Origin of the sequence: Chryseobacterium sp. PTM-20240506 (assembly GCF_048296755.1) — a bacterium.
Classification (GTDB): Bacteria; Bacteroidota; Bacteroidia; order Flavobacteriales; family Weeksellaceae; genus Chryseobacterium; species Chryseobacterium proteolyticum.
In genome coordinates this window covers 3,396,591-3,413,009 of record NZ_CP182581.1, presented here as the reverse complement: position 1 = coordinate 3,413,009, position 16,419 = coordinate 3,396,591, and the positions used below count along the sequence as shown (strand labels likewise).

Sequence of the window (16,419 nt, the reverse complement as noted above, 5' to 3'; positions counted from 1 at the left end):
ATGTCGAAACCGGTTATTGCCATAGATATGGGAGGTACAAAGATTAAAATCGGCATTGTGCAAGATGGCATTTTACTGGATTCCACCTCTATTGATGCCTATTCCACAAATGGTCTCAGATCCAGGCTTCCTTATATCCGGGAAGCTGTAGAAAATTTATTAAAACCCCAACAACTTTCTTTATCGGATCTGGGTGGATTAGGTATTGCTTCTCCCGGGATCGTAGACAGCCACCGGAAAAAAGTACTTTCTATCGATAAGAAATTTGGAGATGCTCCTGAAATCGATTTAGAGGAATGGAGCCAGAAGATGTTTAATCTTCCTTTTTTCATAGAGAATGATGCCAGGAGTGCGTTGGTAGGAGAATGGATATATGGTAATGCACAAAATCATGACAATGCAGTTCTCATGACACTGGGAACTGGAATAGGCAGTGCGGCTATCATAGAAGGAAAATTATTGAAGGGGAAACACTTTACGGCGGGTATTCTTGGAGGACATTCGGTGATCAATTATAAAGGGAATGTATGTAATTGTGGCAATAAAGGTTGTGTAGAAACGGAAGCTTCAACATGGAATCTCGCAAACATGCGTAAATCAGAAGATCTGCCAGCTTCTTCGGTAGTTGATTATGAAATGATCTTTACTCTGGCTGAAGAAGGAAATACAAAAGCATTAGAAATCAGGAATCAGAGCCTTCAGGCATGGTCTGCATGTGCTGTTAATCTGATTCATGCTTATGACCCGGAAATACTGGTGCTTACCGGCGGGATTATGGCCAGCAGTTCTTCTATCATACCCTATTTACGGAATTATATTGAAACTTACGCATGGACACCCTGGGGAAAAGTTCATCTTACTGAAGGAAAATTCTCCGGCACAGCTGCCCTATTGGGCATAGCCCATCTCATCAACAACCAATAAAATAATATGACTGATAAACATTGCACAAGATGAAATCAAACTTTAATAAACATCCCGTCATTGAAATCAAAGGCCACTCTTGTTTTTCAGGTTGGCAGAATATTACTGAACAAATAAAAGAAAGTAATCCTAGAGTTATCGCGATTGAGTGCTATCCAGGGGTTTATCTGGAAGAGGTCATCAGCTCATTGAAAGAGATCCTAAATCCGGAATTGGTGATCAATACCATTCAGGCCATGAAACCGGAAAAAGAAATTGCAGCATTGATACAGCCTTATGTAACGGATGATCCTGTATTTGGCTATATATCCTCCCTAAAACTGGAAGATTATTTTGATTTTAAAAAGATTAAAGATCTCAAAAGCCTTCTATCAGAAATCGGGGATTGTGCTGTGATCATAGGCCCTGGTGCCACTTTAATTGCAGACGAGGCAGACCTTTCCATGTATGCAGATATGCCTCGATGGGAAATACAAATGCGTTTCCGAAAAGATACAGCCTGCAATCTGGGCAGAACCAACTATACTGATTCTTTTGCATATCAATACAAACATGCTTATTTTGTAGACTGGCGCGTTAGTGACCATTATAAGAAACAAATATTGAATAAGTGTCAGTTTCTTCTGGATACGACCATACCACATCAACCTAAAATGATAAGTACTGTTTCTTTATTTGATGCATTTCAGCAAACGTTAAGCGCTCCTTTCAGAGTTGTCCCGTTTTTTGATCCCGGCCCATGGGGAGGCCAGTGGCTAAAAGAGGTATGTGACCTGGACAGAAGTCTTCCGAATTACGCCTGGGGATTTGATTGTGTCCCTGAAGAGAATAGTCTCTTATTGGGTTTCGGAAACCAGGTTGTAGAAATACCTTCTTCCAATCTTGTTTTTTTCCAGCCAGAAGCTTTGCTGGGAAAAGAAGTATATGAGGGATTCGGGGATGAGTTTCCTATCCGTTTTGACTTTCTGGACACTATGGAAGGGGGTAATCTGAGTCTACAGGTACATCCGCTTAAGGAATACATCAAAGAAAAGTTCGGGATGTCCTATACACAGGATGAAAGTTACTATATGCTGGATGCTAAAGAAGATGCTTTTGTCTATTTGGGGTTAAAAGAAAATATTGACCCTCAGCTTATGATGAAGGAGCTGGAAGCTGCGCAATATGATCAGGTTCCTTTTGACGCAGAGAAGTATGTACAAAAATGGCCGGTCCGCAAACATGATCATGTATCTATTCCTTCGGGCACTGTACATTGTTCGGGAGCGAATTCTGTGGTATTGGAAATCAGTGCAACTCCTTATATTTTTACTTTTAAATTATGGGATTGGGGGCGTATGGGACTGGATGGCAAACCGCGTCCCATATCATTGGCACATGGTAAAAATGTTATACAATGGGATCGAACAACTTCATGGACCAAAGAAAATATACTAAACCTTACAGAACCTATTGCTGAAGGAGATGGCTGGCGGGAAGAACGTACAGGTTTAGATGCATTATCATTTATTGAAACAAGAAGACATTGGTTTACTAAAAAAGTAGTTCATCATACCGGAGGTGTGGTAAATGTACTCAACCTTGTTGATGGAAGGGAAATTATTGTAGAAAGCCCAGAACATCTTTTTGAGCCTTATGTTATTCATTATGCTGAAACATTTATCGTTCCGGCCCATGTAAGACTGTATACCATAAGCCCATATGGAGAGAGTGAAGGAAAAGAATGTGTGACTATTAAAGCGAGCATACGTACTCAGATGATTTCTCAAAAAGTTATAAAATAAACATCTATGCAGCAAACGTTTCATTCTACAATCCTTAAGGCAACTCTTGTAGCATCAGTAGGCGGATTGTTATTCGGTTATGATACCGCTGTAATCTCCGGAGCAATTGGCTTTATGCGAACTTATTATCATTTATCCGATCTGATGACAGGCTGGGTAGCTTCATGTGCTCTGCTGGGCTGCATCATAGGTGCTGTGTATTCAGGAACATTAAGTGATCGTATCGGTCGTAAAAAAGTATTAATGCTTTCGGGTTTATTGTTTACTATTTCATCCATAGGAACATCACTGGCTCCTAATCTGTGGATATTTGTAGTATTCCGGATAATAGGAGGAATGGGTATCGGAATTGCTTCCATGCTCTCGCCGATGTATATTTCAGAAATGGCTCCTGCAGCCATAAGAGGACGTCTGATATCCATATTCCAACTGGGAATCGTGAGTGGTATTCTGGTTATCTATTTTGTGAATGCCTATATTGCCGGCATTCATAACGAAAGCTGGAATATTTCGACAGGATGGCGATGGATGTTTGGTTCGGGAATTATTCCTGCCGTTATCTTTATTCTGTTGCTCTTCACTGTTCCTGAGAGTCCGCGTTGGCTGGCCGGACAAAAAAGAGAAACTGAGGCATTAGCAATCCTGAAAACCATCAATGATCCTACGACTGCCCGGCAGGAGCTGGATTCCATCAAGGGGGCTTTAAAAGAGGAAAAATCTCTTTCTTTCAGCGCGCTTAAGGAGCCCAAATTAAAACGGGCATTGGCTATAGGTATCTTCCTTGCTATATTCTCACAAATTACCGGCATCAATGCAATTATGTATTATGCTCCTGAGATTTTCAAGGCAACGGGAGTCGGCTCAGACTCTGCATTCATGCAAACCGTTCTCGTGGGGATCATCAATGTTCTTTTTACTTTTGTAGCCATAAAATATGTAGACACATGGGGACGAAAAAAGTTACTGCTTCTTGGTATTTCCGGCATGGCTATTTGTTTATTTATTATTGGTTTTGCCTTTTTTAATGAACAAAAGGGTTATCTGATACTTATCGCGATCCTTGGATACATTGCTTGTTTTGCCATGTCCCTTGGTCCTCTTGCATTTGTGGTTATTGCAGAAATCTTTCCAACAAAGGCTCGAGCTACCGCTATGTCCGTGGCTACTTTCTTTCTGTGGTCAGCCGTTTTTTTAGTTTCCCAAACTTTTCCGGTTCTTGTCGGAATTATTGGTAATGCTTTTACATTTTGGTTATACATGGCCATCGCTATCACAGCACTCTTGTTTGTATGGAAAAAAGTACCTGAGACCAAAGGAAAAACCTTAGAGGAAATACATAATTCTCTATAAAAGAAAAAGAGTGATTGAAATTCTTAATTTTGGGATTTCAATCACTCTTTATTATTTTACCGGCTTTATACTCATCGCAAATCCCCCACCGGGAGCCGCTTTGATTTTCAGCTTAGTATTGGTTCTCACTATTTGTCTGGAGATCTCATAACTTTTAGGATTGTTTTTCCAGCTGGCATTTTTACCGTCTTTATAAATTACCGCTTCAAATTTTTGGTTTTTAGGTAGAAATGACAAATCTACCGTTGCTTCTCTTGGATTTTCATCAGTAATACTTCCTACAAACCATTCATCTTTATTTTTAGCTTTCCTTGCAATGGTAATATAATCACCCGGCTCGGCCTCAAGAATATATGAAGAATCCCAATCTACTGCCACGTCTTTGATAAACTGAAAAGCATCAGGATATTTTTTGTAATTATCAATCAGATCTGCAGCCATCTGAAGCGGGCTGTACATTGTAACATAAAGTGCTAATTGCTTGGTAAGCGTTGTACTCAACTTCGCTTTATTAGTTCCATAAACCGAAAGATCTCCTTCGAATATCCCTGGTGTATAGTCCATCGGGCCTCCTATTAGCCTTGTAAATGGCAATATGGTGGTATGATCCGGACGGTTGCCATTGAAAGATTCAAATTCTGTTCCGCGTGCCGATTCCTGAGCAATCCAATTGGGGTAAGTCCTGTAAAGACCTGTTGGCCGCACTGCTTCATGTGAATCTACCATAATATGATATTTTGCAGCCATTTCAGCAACGTAGTTGTAATGGTTAACCATCCATTGGCTGTCATGATATTCACTCCGCGGGATAATTGGCCCTACATATCCGGTTTTTACGGCATCGTATCCATTGTCTTTCATAAACTGAAATGCGTCCATCAATTGTCTTTCATAATCTACCGCAGATGATGTTGTTTCGTGATGCATGATAATCTTTACATTTTTGCTTTTGGCATAAGCCTGCAGTTCTTTTACATCAAAATCGGGATAAGCTTTGGTAAAGCTATAAATATGTTCTTTTCTGTAAGCCTGATTATCTTCCCATCCTTCATTCCATCCTTCCACTAAAACAGCATCAAAGCCGTTTTCTGAAGCAAAATCAATGTATTCTTTAACATGCTTGGTATTCGCGCCATGTCTGCCATTCGGCTTGAGGGTTTTATAATCCGTTTGCCCGATCCGGATATCCTGATCGTCTGAATAAGCCCAGGTAGATCCACCTCCTATAAAATATTCCCACCATACTCCAATGTATTTGGTCGGCTTGATCCATGAAGTATCCTCAATTTTGCTTGGCTCATTAAGATTAACAATCAGGTTGGAAGCCAAAATATCTCTTGCGTCACTGCTGATAATCAAAGTTCGCCATGGGCTTACAGAACCTGTTTGAACAAAACCCCTGTCTCCGTTTTTATCAGGTGTCAGATTGGAAGAAAGAATAAAATTCTTCTCATCAAGATTGAGTGTCATTGCAGCAAAATTGATAAGAGCTGCTTCATGAATATTAATATAAATTCCGTCTTTTGATTTCAGCATCAAAGGTGTTTGTACAGCAAGACTGGCACTGGGTGCTTTTGCTGCCAGAGGTTCTTTGCGTACCTCATCGATCAGCTTTGAAATTTCGGACAGATTTGATGTAGTAACCGGAAACTCATTCGTATCATAATCGGCAGGGATCCAAAATGCCTTATAATCTTTTCCTAAATTAAAGCTTGTTTTCTCACTGCTTATGGTAAAATGCCTTAAATCCTTTTGGACAGGAAACTCATACCGGAAACCTAAACCATCGTCAAATAGCCTGAATCTGATATCCAGTTTCCAGCCGGTTTTATCTTGAACTAAATGGACAAGCATTTCATTGTAATGATCAGCTACTTCCTTATTGGGTCCCCAAACCGGCCTCCAGGTTTTATTGGAAGATGAGTAATCAATCCCCTCTACTTTAAAATCGGAGAAATAGGAATAAGAGGGTTTTAAAACAAATCCTAACTGGCTTTCTTTTAAAACCGTTTTATCTTTATAATTTAATGAATAATATGGAGTTCCCTCCCCTTCTATTTTAAAGTTCAGTTTAAACTGATTATTGGGTGACGAGAGTAGTTGTCCGTTCGTAACAATCGTGAACAACATACTCATACAAAAGTATATAGTCTTTATTTTCATTATAATAATCTTAAAAAACACTGTCCGCCATTCTCTGGGAAAATGGCGGACAGAGATCAATTATACTTACCGGAATTATCTTCCGAAATCATCCTGTACTCTTACAATATCATCTTCATCCGATGGATTTGATGCATCCGTATGCTGCCAGATCTCGGCTACAACACCCCAGCCATCCAGTCCGATCAATCGGTGTCTTTCTCCCTGTTGAAGTTTTACCTGATCCTTTGGCTTGTATTCCTGCAGTTCACCTTCTTCATCGGTATTACTTCTTTTTATACCTACTGTTCCTTCAACAACCTGCCAGATTTCTGCTCTCCTGTGGTGATACTGCCAGCTCAATCTTGCCTGTGGCGCCACCAGAAGAATTTTCGGGCTTAATTTTCCTCCGATCTTCAGGCTTTCCACATCTATTCCGTCAAAATATTGATTCGCAAAATCCTGTGCCTGCGCTTCATCAATCACAAAAAATCCACCCCACGGTCTTGTATCATCTTTTGCAACAAGATTAAAGCCCTGAGCTCCTAGCATCTTTTCTACTTTATCAAATATTTCTTTCTTTTCCGCACTCATAATTATCGCTATTAAAGTTTATTGTTAAAATGATTTATTCTTTTGACATCGAATAAGGAAAGTACTTTTCCTGTGATCCTCTTTCTTTATTCGGCTGATTGCTCATCTTGAAATCCAGAACTGCACCATGCAGAAGGTCTTTGTGACTCAACCAGTTTCTGGAGTAAGGCTGATTGTTTACATTCAGAGATTTTACGTAAAGATTCTCACTGCTATTCTCCGGAGCCTTTATTTCGATATTTTTACCGTTCTCCAGATGTACGGTAACTTCTTTAAACAACGGCGCCCCTAAAACATATTGATCCGTAGCGGGTGTTACCGGATAAAATCCTAATGCAGAAAAAACATACCATGCAGAAGTTTGCCCGTTATCCTCATCCCCACAATATCCGTCCGGTGTGGCCTGATAAAGTTTATCCATTACCTGCCTTGCCCAATATTGGGTTTTATATGGCGCTCCGGCATAATTATACAGGTAGATCATATGCTGTATAGGCTGGTTACCGTGGGCATACTGCCCCATATTCATGATCTGCATTTCCCTTATTTCATGGATCACACTTCCATAGTAGCTATCATCAAAAACAGGAGGAAGAGAAAATACCTCATCCAGTTTGGCTTCGAATTTCTTTTTACCACCCATCAGCTTTGCAAGACCATCTATATCCTGGAAAACCGACCATGTGTAATGCCAGCTGTTTCCTTCGGTAAAGGCATCTCCCCATTTAAAAGGATTAAAAGGTGACTGAAATTTTCCGTCTTTATTTTTACCTCGCATAAGACCTGTTTCAGGATCGAACATATTCTTATAGTTGTAGGCTCTTTTTTTGTAGATGTCAATTTCTGACGCTGGTTTCCCTAAAGCTTTTCCTAACTGATAAATCGAAAAGTCATCGTAAGCATATTCTAAAGTACGGGCTGCATTCTCATTAATTTTCACATCATATGGAACATATCCCAGGGTATTATAATATTCCACCCCTTTACGGCCGACAGCCTCAATAGGACCTTCATTATTCGCCCCGTGTTTTACGGCCTGCCATAAGGTTTCAATATCATATCCACGCAATCCTTTAATGTAAGCATCAGCAACAACGGAAGCAGAATTGTTCCCGATCATAATATCAGAATAGCCGGGACTGCTCCACTCTGGCAGAAAACCTCCTTCTTTGTAAGCATTGGCAAGGCCTTCCTGCATCTCTACGTTGATGCTTGGATATACGAGATTCAGAAATGGGTATAATGCACGAAATGTATCCCAAAAACCGGTTCCTGCAAACATTTTCCCATCCAATATTTTACTGTTGTACGGACTCCAGTGCTTCACTTTATTCTGAGCATCGATCTCATATAATTTTTGTGGGAAAAATAAGGTTCTGTATAAAGAGGAATAAAAGGTTTTCATTTGCTGATCTGTTCCTCCCTTTACTTCAATCTTTCCAAGTGTCTTGTTCCATATCTCTTTCGCATTATCTTTTACCTGCTCAAAACTGCGGCCGGCAATTTCCCTTTTAAGGTTAATTTCTGCCTGTTCGAAACTGATAAATGATGAAGCTACCTTTGCATAAACCGATTCTTTATTTTTTAACTTAAATCCAACTATGGCTCCTGTGTGATCGCTGGTAATTTCCAATTGATCATTTACCAACCGATCATCTTTCCATGTTGTCGTTACATCAAAGTCTTTATCAAACTGAACAATAAAATAGTTTTTAAAACTCTCATATTTTCCTCTGGCATACTTAGTCGTGTATCCTATGATTTTCCTTTGTTTCGGAAGAATTTTGATATAAGAACCTTTATTCAGCGCGTCAATTACAACATAAGCACTATCCGTTTTAGGGAAATCAAATTTGAAAAATGCGGCTCTTTCTGTGGGTGTAAACTCCGTAGTAACATTAATATCAGCGAGATAAACACTATAAAAATATGGTTTTGCAATTTCTGCTTTATGGCTGAACCAGCTGGCACGATCTTCTTCTTTAAACCTGAGTTTTCCGACACCTGGCATAATTGCAAATGCTCCATAATCATTCATCCATGGAGAGGGCTGATGTGTTTGTTTAAATCCTCTGATCTTATCCGCATCATATGTGTAAGCCCATCCATCACCCATTTTACCTGTTTGGGGAGTCCAGATATTCATTCCCCATGGAAGCCCTATCGCAGGATAAGTATTACCGTTAGACAATGATGGCTTAGATTGGGTTCCCATTAATGGATTTACATAATCTGCAGGAGACGGATTCTGACCAAAAACCAGCGCATTAAGCAGGAGAAAAAGAGTTGAAAATAAAAACTTCATTATATCATTTTATTAGTTGATTAAGGTCTTCTTCAAAGCATAGCTTGCAGCACCTAAGATGGCAGCGTCTTCAAAAATAACCGAAATTTTAACAGGCAAGTTAATATTATTTTTTACTAAATTCTCACTAAATCTTTCTTCAAAATAAGGATATGCTTTCGCAATGTTTCCTCCTATTACAAGGACCTCCGGCCTGTAATCCCATACATATTTGACAATAAATTCCGAGAAAGAATCTGCATACTCCTGAAATATCCTGGATTGGATGTCTTTAGGCTTATCAAGTAATTCTTTGGTTCCTGAGATTTCGCTTCCTGTTAATTCCGCATATCGTTTAACAAACCATCGAGTGGCAAGATAATCTTCAGCTAAGGAATCTTTAAAAGGAGAATTCCACAAATCCTCATCTGTTGAAGTCTCACCATTGTAGAATGTTGTTCCTAATCCTGTTCCCAGCGTTATCCCAAATACACGGTTATATTCAGTGACGCAACCTCCGAAAACTTCGCCTTCCAGAAATGCGGCAGCGTCATTTACAAAGTGGATCTGTTCATTTAATATAGAAAGCCTGCTGGCCAGTTCTTCTTTGATATTTATTTGGTAGATATCGATAAATTTTCCCTGCTGCATGAGAGAAATTCCGTTTTTATAATCAAAAGGTCCCGGCATTGCAATGCCTATAAGGAGTTCTTCCCTGTTCAGATTTACTACAGCTTTTCCGATTGCAGAAACCCAGGCGGAAAAAATATCTTCCCGTCCGCCAAATGAGTCAACATGCTCCCTGATATAAGTGGAACCTATAATTTCATGCTTTTCAGGATCTACCTGAGCCATTGTAATATGCGATCCGCCAATGTCTATACCTAATGCATTTTGCATAATTCTCTTATTTTTTAATTCCAGTAGATATATCTGATCATCTAAAAACAGACAAACAAGAAAGCAAAATCATTATTATTCAATAATTCCTAAATTCATTTTTTAAATGTTCCTGCCACTTGTCTGCCTATCTTAGATTCCAAATTTAAATTCTAACTGTATAATTTTATTAATTTTTTAAAGACTTAATCCACTATTATTTTTCCTGAAAATATAATGCGGTCATTTTTTGATTCCACTTTATAAATATATGTTCCGGACGATAAAGCTTGAGTATTGATCGTTATTTTATCTTTATCTACACTCTGTTTTTTGATCAACTTCCCTGAAAGATCATATAGGGATACTTCACTAGCAGAACGATCATTAATTACAAAATGAATATCATTTCCCTTTTTAACAGGGTTTGGATAGACATTATTTCCTTTTTCAAGAACATTGTCTTTTGTTGATAATGAAATATTGCAAGGTACATCTGTTGTCCAGTTGGCATTTGACATATTAATAATAGTCGCAAAATGTGTATTCGAAGTCGCGTCTAAAGCTCCGTTACCACTTCCCTCATCCATTTTCCAATTAGCCTCAAGCCCTGCACTATTAGAAGCTATATTACATTTGTCATTCATAATTTCCTGAGCCGTCAATGCTTTTTTCCACACCCGGAATTCATCAAGGAAACCGTTCAATGTTCTTGAATTATCATAATTTCTTGCCAGATAAAGAATTCCATTGGCTGTAAAGTTTCCGGTGGCTGCAGCACTTGCATCAAGAGTTCCGTTAATATAAATTTTCATCGCCGTTCCGTCATAAGTGGCAGCGATATGATACCACGTGTTGGTATTCAATCCAGTATTGCTGTTCAGCTTAATCTGAGATGAGCCGAAACTTAATATAAATTGTAATTTATTGTTTGTAAGACCGGCATCCCCAAATCTCAGAATGGCAGAATTATTATCTCCTACTTCAATCCCAATTACTGAAGAAATATTAGGGAAAGCAGTTTTAAACGCATTTACTTTCACCCATCCTTCAAAAGTGAGTGCATTCCCACTTAGATTAAACTGGCCGGCATTGAGATAATGACTACTGCCGTTAAAAGAAAGAGATCTTGGTCCAGGACTTTGAACCGGCGCAAAACCACTGTTAAATGAAGCCTCTGCAGAATATGCACTTACAGTAGATGCACTGCATACTCCCTGTACTTTCCAAACGTAATTTGTATTTTCAGTTAAATTTTGCAGATTATATGTATTGGTTGTAATATTCTGAATCGTTGTCCATGTTGTAGCGGCAGCTGTTTTATACTGTAAGGTATAAGAAGTTGCACTTCCGGCATTCCATGACAGCTTTGTTGTCGTTCCCAGGAAGTTTTCCGACTTAAGGCCTGCCGGAATTTCACATCCGCTTCCGGAATTAAATCTCGGAGCAAAAAGATATGTACTCTTCAGCGTAGAAGAACAATTGGACTGAATTCTCCAATCATAATCTGTACTTAAAGCCAGGTTGTTTACATTGATATTATTTCCGGAGTAATTGGTTGCCAAATTAATCCACGTTGTTGAATTGGCTGCCTTATAATCTATATTGTAGGTTTGAGAACCGTTTGAAGTCCAGTTTAATTTAGCTGAAGTTCCTGCAACATTGGTCACCTCAAGTCCTAATGGTGGATCACATGATGCTCCCTGTGTCCAGGTATACAGCTGGCCACTAAGTTGTGTGTTCTCGTTATAGAGAATGTTAGATCCCGTACTCAGATAGCTGGCAGCATTGGTTCCTTTAAGATCATACCACATAAAAACGCCATAGCCGTCATTCTTTGTGCTCGTTGCTAAAGTAGAAAGTGTAGAAGCAGAAGTATTCTGGATCCAGGTTGCTGCCGCAGAAATTTTAGAATTGGCAAGAGGAGGTATTGAAGGAGCATTATAAGTGCCATAATAAGCGTTCCATCCGTAATTGATATAGTTTCCGGCATTATCTCCATTATAAGCTTGCCTTGTTGTTGCCGGGCCAATGTAATACCATGTAATTAATTTATCCGGCATGGCAGCTTTCAACTCCTGTAATAACATAACAAAAGAACTGTTATTCGGCTGTCCGGTAGCGTTATTTCCATAATCTGCATATTCGTCGTCAAGATCAACTCCATCCAGGCCATAGGTATATACGGTGTGGGCTATCTGCAAAGCAAAATCACGTGCCGCTTCCCGGGTCGGAAAGTTACAGATACCCGCCCCCTGATGATTCCCCAGGATATCTAATAATACTTTGATTCCTTTTTGCTGTAGAGGCCTTACATAAGTGTCGACATCGTTTAATACTTTTGTCACATTATTATTGTTGGAAATATAAGCCCGGCTTTTGGAAACATCATAATTGATGTTGGCCGCGAAGATAATAGCAACGTCAAAAAGTTGTTTGTTACTGTTTTGCAAAGTATATGACCCTGCGTTCAGAATATTGCTGTTATTAACCTCCACATAGCATATCCCCAAAGGATTAAGCTGTGCCCGTAATAAAGATGTTGCCTGCCCTATTAATAAGACCAATGCAATAAGAATAGATTTTCCTTTCATAGTATAATTATTTCGTTTTTGACCTGGTTTATAAATCCGGAGGTATAACAATGGGTCAGAAGGCTCCTTCCGTTGACTTCTCCAGCTCCCTCGCAGATTGAAGGAATTCTTCTACATTCATTTCTTTAAAGAATAATAATCCGTGGGTTGCCCTCAGCCTCGGACTCTCGTTATCATAAAAATATGGTTTCCCTAATACCAGCTGAACCGCTTTGAGCTGTTCTACCCAGGTTTGTATTGACAGATGGCTGAACTTCCCATTGTAACGGTAACTTGGAAAGGATGCATCTACCTGGCTCAGATAGCTGTTGGTAAAGCTCTCATCCATTGTGCTCATGGCATTAAGTGATACGGGGAATATATGGCTGACGTCTGCAGCATTAAACTGATACCATACATTTCTGTAACCCCAGATTTTAAGACCGGAAAGATCTTTTTCTTTGCCCCATTCTCTTACCGCTTCAGCGATAGCCTGCAAAACTTTGTAATGAGTATCAGGGCCGCTTCCTTCAGGGTCAAAAGCTAAACTTATAACTGTAGGGTTAATTTCCTTTAACTGTTGTAAAATAGGAAGAACATCCCGTTCTCTTTTTGGTTTTTCCGTAAAAATGGCTCCCGTATAAAAGCCGAGCCTCAGATGGCTTACGTTTTTTGTTCTCACCCCAAAATGTGCCCATACAAGCTCTTCCTCATATTCACGGATCATCCCTTTTAAAATCTGAATTTTCGGTTCAGGGTTTTGTCCGTCATAGCTGGAGTTAACCGTGTCTATGATCTCCCTGATCTTTTCGCGTAATCCAGACTTGCTTTTCAGATTCCAGAGTTCAACAATATTCCTCACCATTCTATGGGAAACAGCTCTCGCCCGCTCTTCTTCATTTCCTGAGGCAATATTGATCAGATAATGATATACATCTTTGTCTTTTTTATTTTTATATCCGTTTTCAAAAAAATCGGGATAATTGAGCATTTCAACTTCTTCTCTTCCGATAAAAGAAAGCGTATCGCGAAGGATTTTTATTAAAAATTTATTGGTAACAGCAGTAAATCCGGAGGTAAGAACTGAATAGTGAGAAGAATTGGTCTCATTACGGGACTGATAATGAATATATGGTAATAATCCTAAAGAAATATCATCATGATGGGGTCCGGTATGATAAAAGACTTCATTGCTGAGCGGTTTTGTTCCTGTTTTTATTTTATTTTCAATGGACGCAATAACTTGCTGTACCGTAGTATTGCTTACATCCGGAATTAGTTTTGTATAATCATCCCCTTTCAGATCATCCAACGAAAGATGTTCTGCATATTTGTTCAGCTTTTGGGTCAGAGACATTACAGCTCTATCGGTCTTTTCCTGGGACCAGCTTCCAGAATGATAATAGTTATCAATATAGTCTTTCAGCATACTTGCCGCACCTTGTGTAAGATAAAACCGTCCGTTAGAAAGTTGGGAAAGGACAGAAGCCGGATATAAATTGGAAGGAGGAAGTTCCATTGCATCTTTGATCATAGGAGCCTTCGCTTCACCTGCTGCAAAAATAATAGCAACAGCATCTTTGTTATAAATAATGGTTTCAAGACCTATGGTGATCACAAGACGCTCTTTTGAAATTTCAATTCCTCCCAGATCTCCCGCAGCAACTGCCTGCGTCTCAAAATTAGTCGAAGTCAGCCTTGTCGTAGAATAAGGATCCGAACCTTTGATATTAAAAGCAATGTGTCCGTCTGGACCAATACCCCCTAGGAAAAAACCAATCCCTCCCAATTGGCGGATTTTTTGTTCATATCCTGAACACCAGTTATCAATGAGGAAAATAGATTCTTTTTGTAATTTTTCAAGAGGGTTCAGGGCTTCACGATATCTTAGTTCAAGATTTACTTTGCTGTCCGGGAAAACTTCTTCAAAACTTTTACCTTCCGCCAAAGGGATTTCATCACAATTAATAAGTAAAGCATTTTCTTTTTTAAGCCCAAACCCTTCAATGTAATATTTGTTTACATAATGATAAAAACTATTAGCTTGTGAAGATTTTATGGGATAAAACTCATCAATTTGGACAAAATGAAGATCAGCCAGCGATGGTTTATCAGCGAATAACAACTGATGCTTTTCCCTTAGCCTTACTACATTTTCTTCCTCCCAATGATCGAGAATATACTTTGTCCAGTAAATAAAATATTCCGGAGTCTTTCCTGTTGGCAGACTGATAACTCCTTTTGGATTCTTGTGAACCCACTCCAGAAACCGGAATGCCGAAAGCATCCCAAGCTTCGGAAAGTTATCTACGACGATGTAGGGAACGTTTACCTTATTGCTTCTTGGAACATCATTCAAAAAGGTAAGCTCTACGGGGGTAAAAATTTTAGTATTTTCCATCTTTTAATTTTTTTTTATTTGTGTTGAATTTGATTATTAAATTTTGAATTTATCCAAGCAGTTCCGGATTTTCATTATAGGTTTTCCATAACAATTCTCCGAATAATGTATTGGACCAGGCAAACCATTCTCTGGTAAATTTCTTATCATTATCTTTATGGAAGGACTCATGCATAAAACCTGTTCCTCCATGCGTTTTTTGTAAAGTGTCTATGCACCAGCGGATCTCGCTTTTATCTTGGGTTGTTAGTGCTTTCATAATGATACTCATCGGCCAGATCATATCCAAACCAATATGAGGACCCCCGATTCCTTCTGCCAGCTTACCCTTGAAAAAGAAAGGATTATCTTGTGACCATACATATTTCCGGGTATTAAGATAAACAGGATCATCAGCTTTTACAGCATCCAGATAAGGCAATCCCAACAAGCTTGGACAATTGGCATCATCCATTAGGTTATAGCTACCAAAACCATTCGTTTCAAAAGCATATATTTTTCCATACTGCGGGTGATCATAGATTCCATATTTCTTTATGGCAGCATCTACCTCATCAGCAAGACTCGTTAATTGTTTTGCCAGTTCCTTTTCATTTTTGATCTGGGAAACCATTTCTGCTGCCTGGCGTAAACTTACCACAGCAAATAAATTGGAAGGTATAAGGAATGCATAAATGGTAGCATCATCACTTGGTCGGAACATGGAGCTGATAAGACCAACAGGTTTTGTAGGATATCCATATCCTCCCATTGGGATTCCATCGGTAGCCCAGGCTGTTGTCCTTTCAAACTGATAAGGTCCTAAACCTGTTTTTCTCTGCTGTTCAATAAAAGTTTTCAGAGTCAGCTTAATTCCTTGCAGCCAGTTATTATCAAAAGGTTTTGTATCTCCGGTCGTTTTCCAGAAATGATACGCAAGGCGGATTGGATAGCAGAGTGAATCTATTTCCCATTTTCTTTCGTGTATACCGGGTTTCATATCCGTATGATCGTACTCCTTCCACTTACTTATCTTTTGATCATCATTATAAAATGCATTCGCATAAGGATCCTTCAGAATAAACTGGGTCTGTTTATGGATTACTCCTGATATCAATTTGTGCAGCTTATCATCTTTTTTTGAAAACTGCAAGTAAGGAAAAACCTGTGCAGAACTGTCACGAAGCCACATGGCATCTATATCTCCAGTGATAACATAAGTATCCGGTGTTCCCTTGTTTTCTGTATAGAAAACCGTTGTATCTAATGTATTGGGAAAGCAGTTTTCAAAAAGCCAGGTCAATTCTTTATTTTTCACTTTCTTTTTAAAGGCTGAGATAGCATTTTCTACCGCTTCACTGGTAAAATGCCTTTTATCTTTAGGAACACGGACAACAGGGAATTCTTCTACGCCTAGCCCTTTTGCAAAAGCATTCTGCGCAAATAATAATCCGGCTCCTGCCAGTGCACTTGTTTTAATAAATTTTCTCCTTTCCATTGATACTTATA

General features: G+C 39.1%; 10 protein-coding genes. 3 read left to right on the top strand and 7 right to left on the bottom strand.

Annotation, left to right across the window (positions count from 1 at the left end):
• The 3 genes from ACNFU2_RS15210 to ACNFU2_RS15200 are packed head-to-tail and all read left to right on the top strand — an operon-like array spanning position 1 to position 4,058.
• Positions 1 to 924, top strand: coding sequence for an ROK family protein (locus ACNFU2_RS15210; protein WP_273650424.1), 924 nt, complete (start codon positions 1 to 3; stop codon positions 922 to 924).
• A 29-nt stretch (positions 925 to 953) separates the two neighbouring features.
• Positions 954 to 2,708: a class I mannose-6-phosphate isomerase gene (locus tag ACNFU2_RS15205; protein WP_273650423.1), complete on the top strand. Its 1,755-nt coding sequence runs from the start codon at positions 954 to 956 to the stop codon at positions 2,706 to 2,708.
• 6 nt (positions 2,709 to 2,714) lie between these two features.
• The gene (locus ACNFU2_RS15200; RefSeq protein ID WP_273650422.1) at positions 2,715 to 4,058 is read left to right on the top strand and encodes a sugar porter family MFS transporter; all 1,344 of its coding nucleotides are present in this window, start codon (positions 2,715 to 2,717) and stop codon (positions 4,056 to 4,058) included.
• 51 nt (positions 4,059 to 4,109) lie between these two features.
• On the opposite strand, the gene ACNFU2_RS15195 is transcribed toward ACNFU2_RS15200, so the two are convergent.
• The 7 genes from ACNFU2_RS15195 to ACNFU2_RS15165 all read right to left on the bottom strand — a co-directional run bounded on the left by ACNFU2_RS15195 (position 4,110) and on the right by ACNFU2_RS15165 (position 16,408).
• The gene (locus tag ACNFU2_RS15195; RefSeq protein ID WP_373428013.1) at positions 4,110 to 6,221 is read right to left on the bottom strand and encodes a glycoside hydrolase family 97 protein; all 2,112 of its coding nucleotides are present in this window, start codon (positions 6,219 to 6,221) and stop codon (positions 4,110 to 4,112) included.
• A 75-nt stretch (positions 6,222 to 6,296) separates the two neighbouring features.
• The gene (locus ACNFU2_RS15190) at positions 6,297 to 6,794 is read right to left on the bottom strand and encodes a phosphoheptose isomerase (RefSeq protein ID WP_273650420.1); all 498 of its coding nucleotides are present in this window, start codon (positions 6,792 to 6,794) and stop codon (positions 6,297 to 6,299) included.
• 34 nt (positions 6,795 to 6,828) lie between these two features.
• Entirely contained in the window at positions 6,829 to 9,099 is a 2,271-nt protein-coding gene (locus ACNFU2_RS15185; RefSeq protein ID WP_418122200.1) for a GH92 family glycosyl hydrolase, read from the bottom strand.
• 12 nt (positions 9,100 to 9,111) lie between these two features.
• The gene (locus ACNFU2_RS15180) at positions 9,112 to 9,978 is read right to left on the bottom strand and encodes an ROK family protein (RefSeq protein WP_306613393.1); all 867 of its coding nucleotides are present in this window, start codon (positions 9,976 to 9,978) and stop codon (positions 9,112 to 9,114) included.
• 185 nt (positions 9,979 to 10,163) lie between these two features.
• Complete coding sequence (locus tag ACNFU2_RS15175; RefSeq protein ID WP_418122198.1) at positions 10,164 to 12,551, bottom strand: endo-beta-N-acetylglucosaminidase H; 2,388 nt, start codon at positions 12,549 to 12,551, stop codon at positions 10,164 to 10,166.
• Positions 12,552 to 12,606: 55 nt separating this feature from the next.
• Positions 12,607 to 14,931 (bottom strand): glucosamine-6-phosphate isomerase, encoded by a 2,325-nt coding sequence (locus tag ACNFU2_RS15170; protein ID WP_172282147.1) that lies wholly within the window; start codon positions 14,929 to 14,931, stop codon positions 12,607 to 12,609.
• A 49-nt stretch (positions 14,932 to 14,980) separates the two neighbouring features.
• Complete coding sequence (locus ACNFU2_RS15165) at positions 14,981 to 16,408, bottom strand: glycoside hydrolase family 125 protein (RefSeq protein ID WP_306613389.1); 1,428 nt, start codon at positions 16,406 to 16,408, stop codon at positions 14,981 to 14,983.
• Positions 16,409 to 16,419 lie beyond the last annotated feature (11 nt).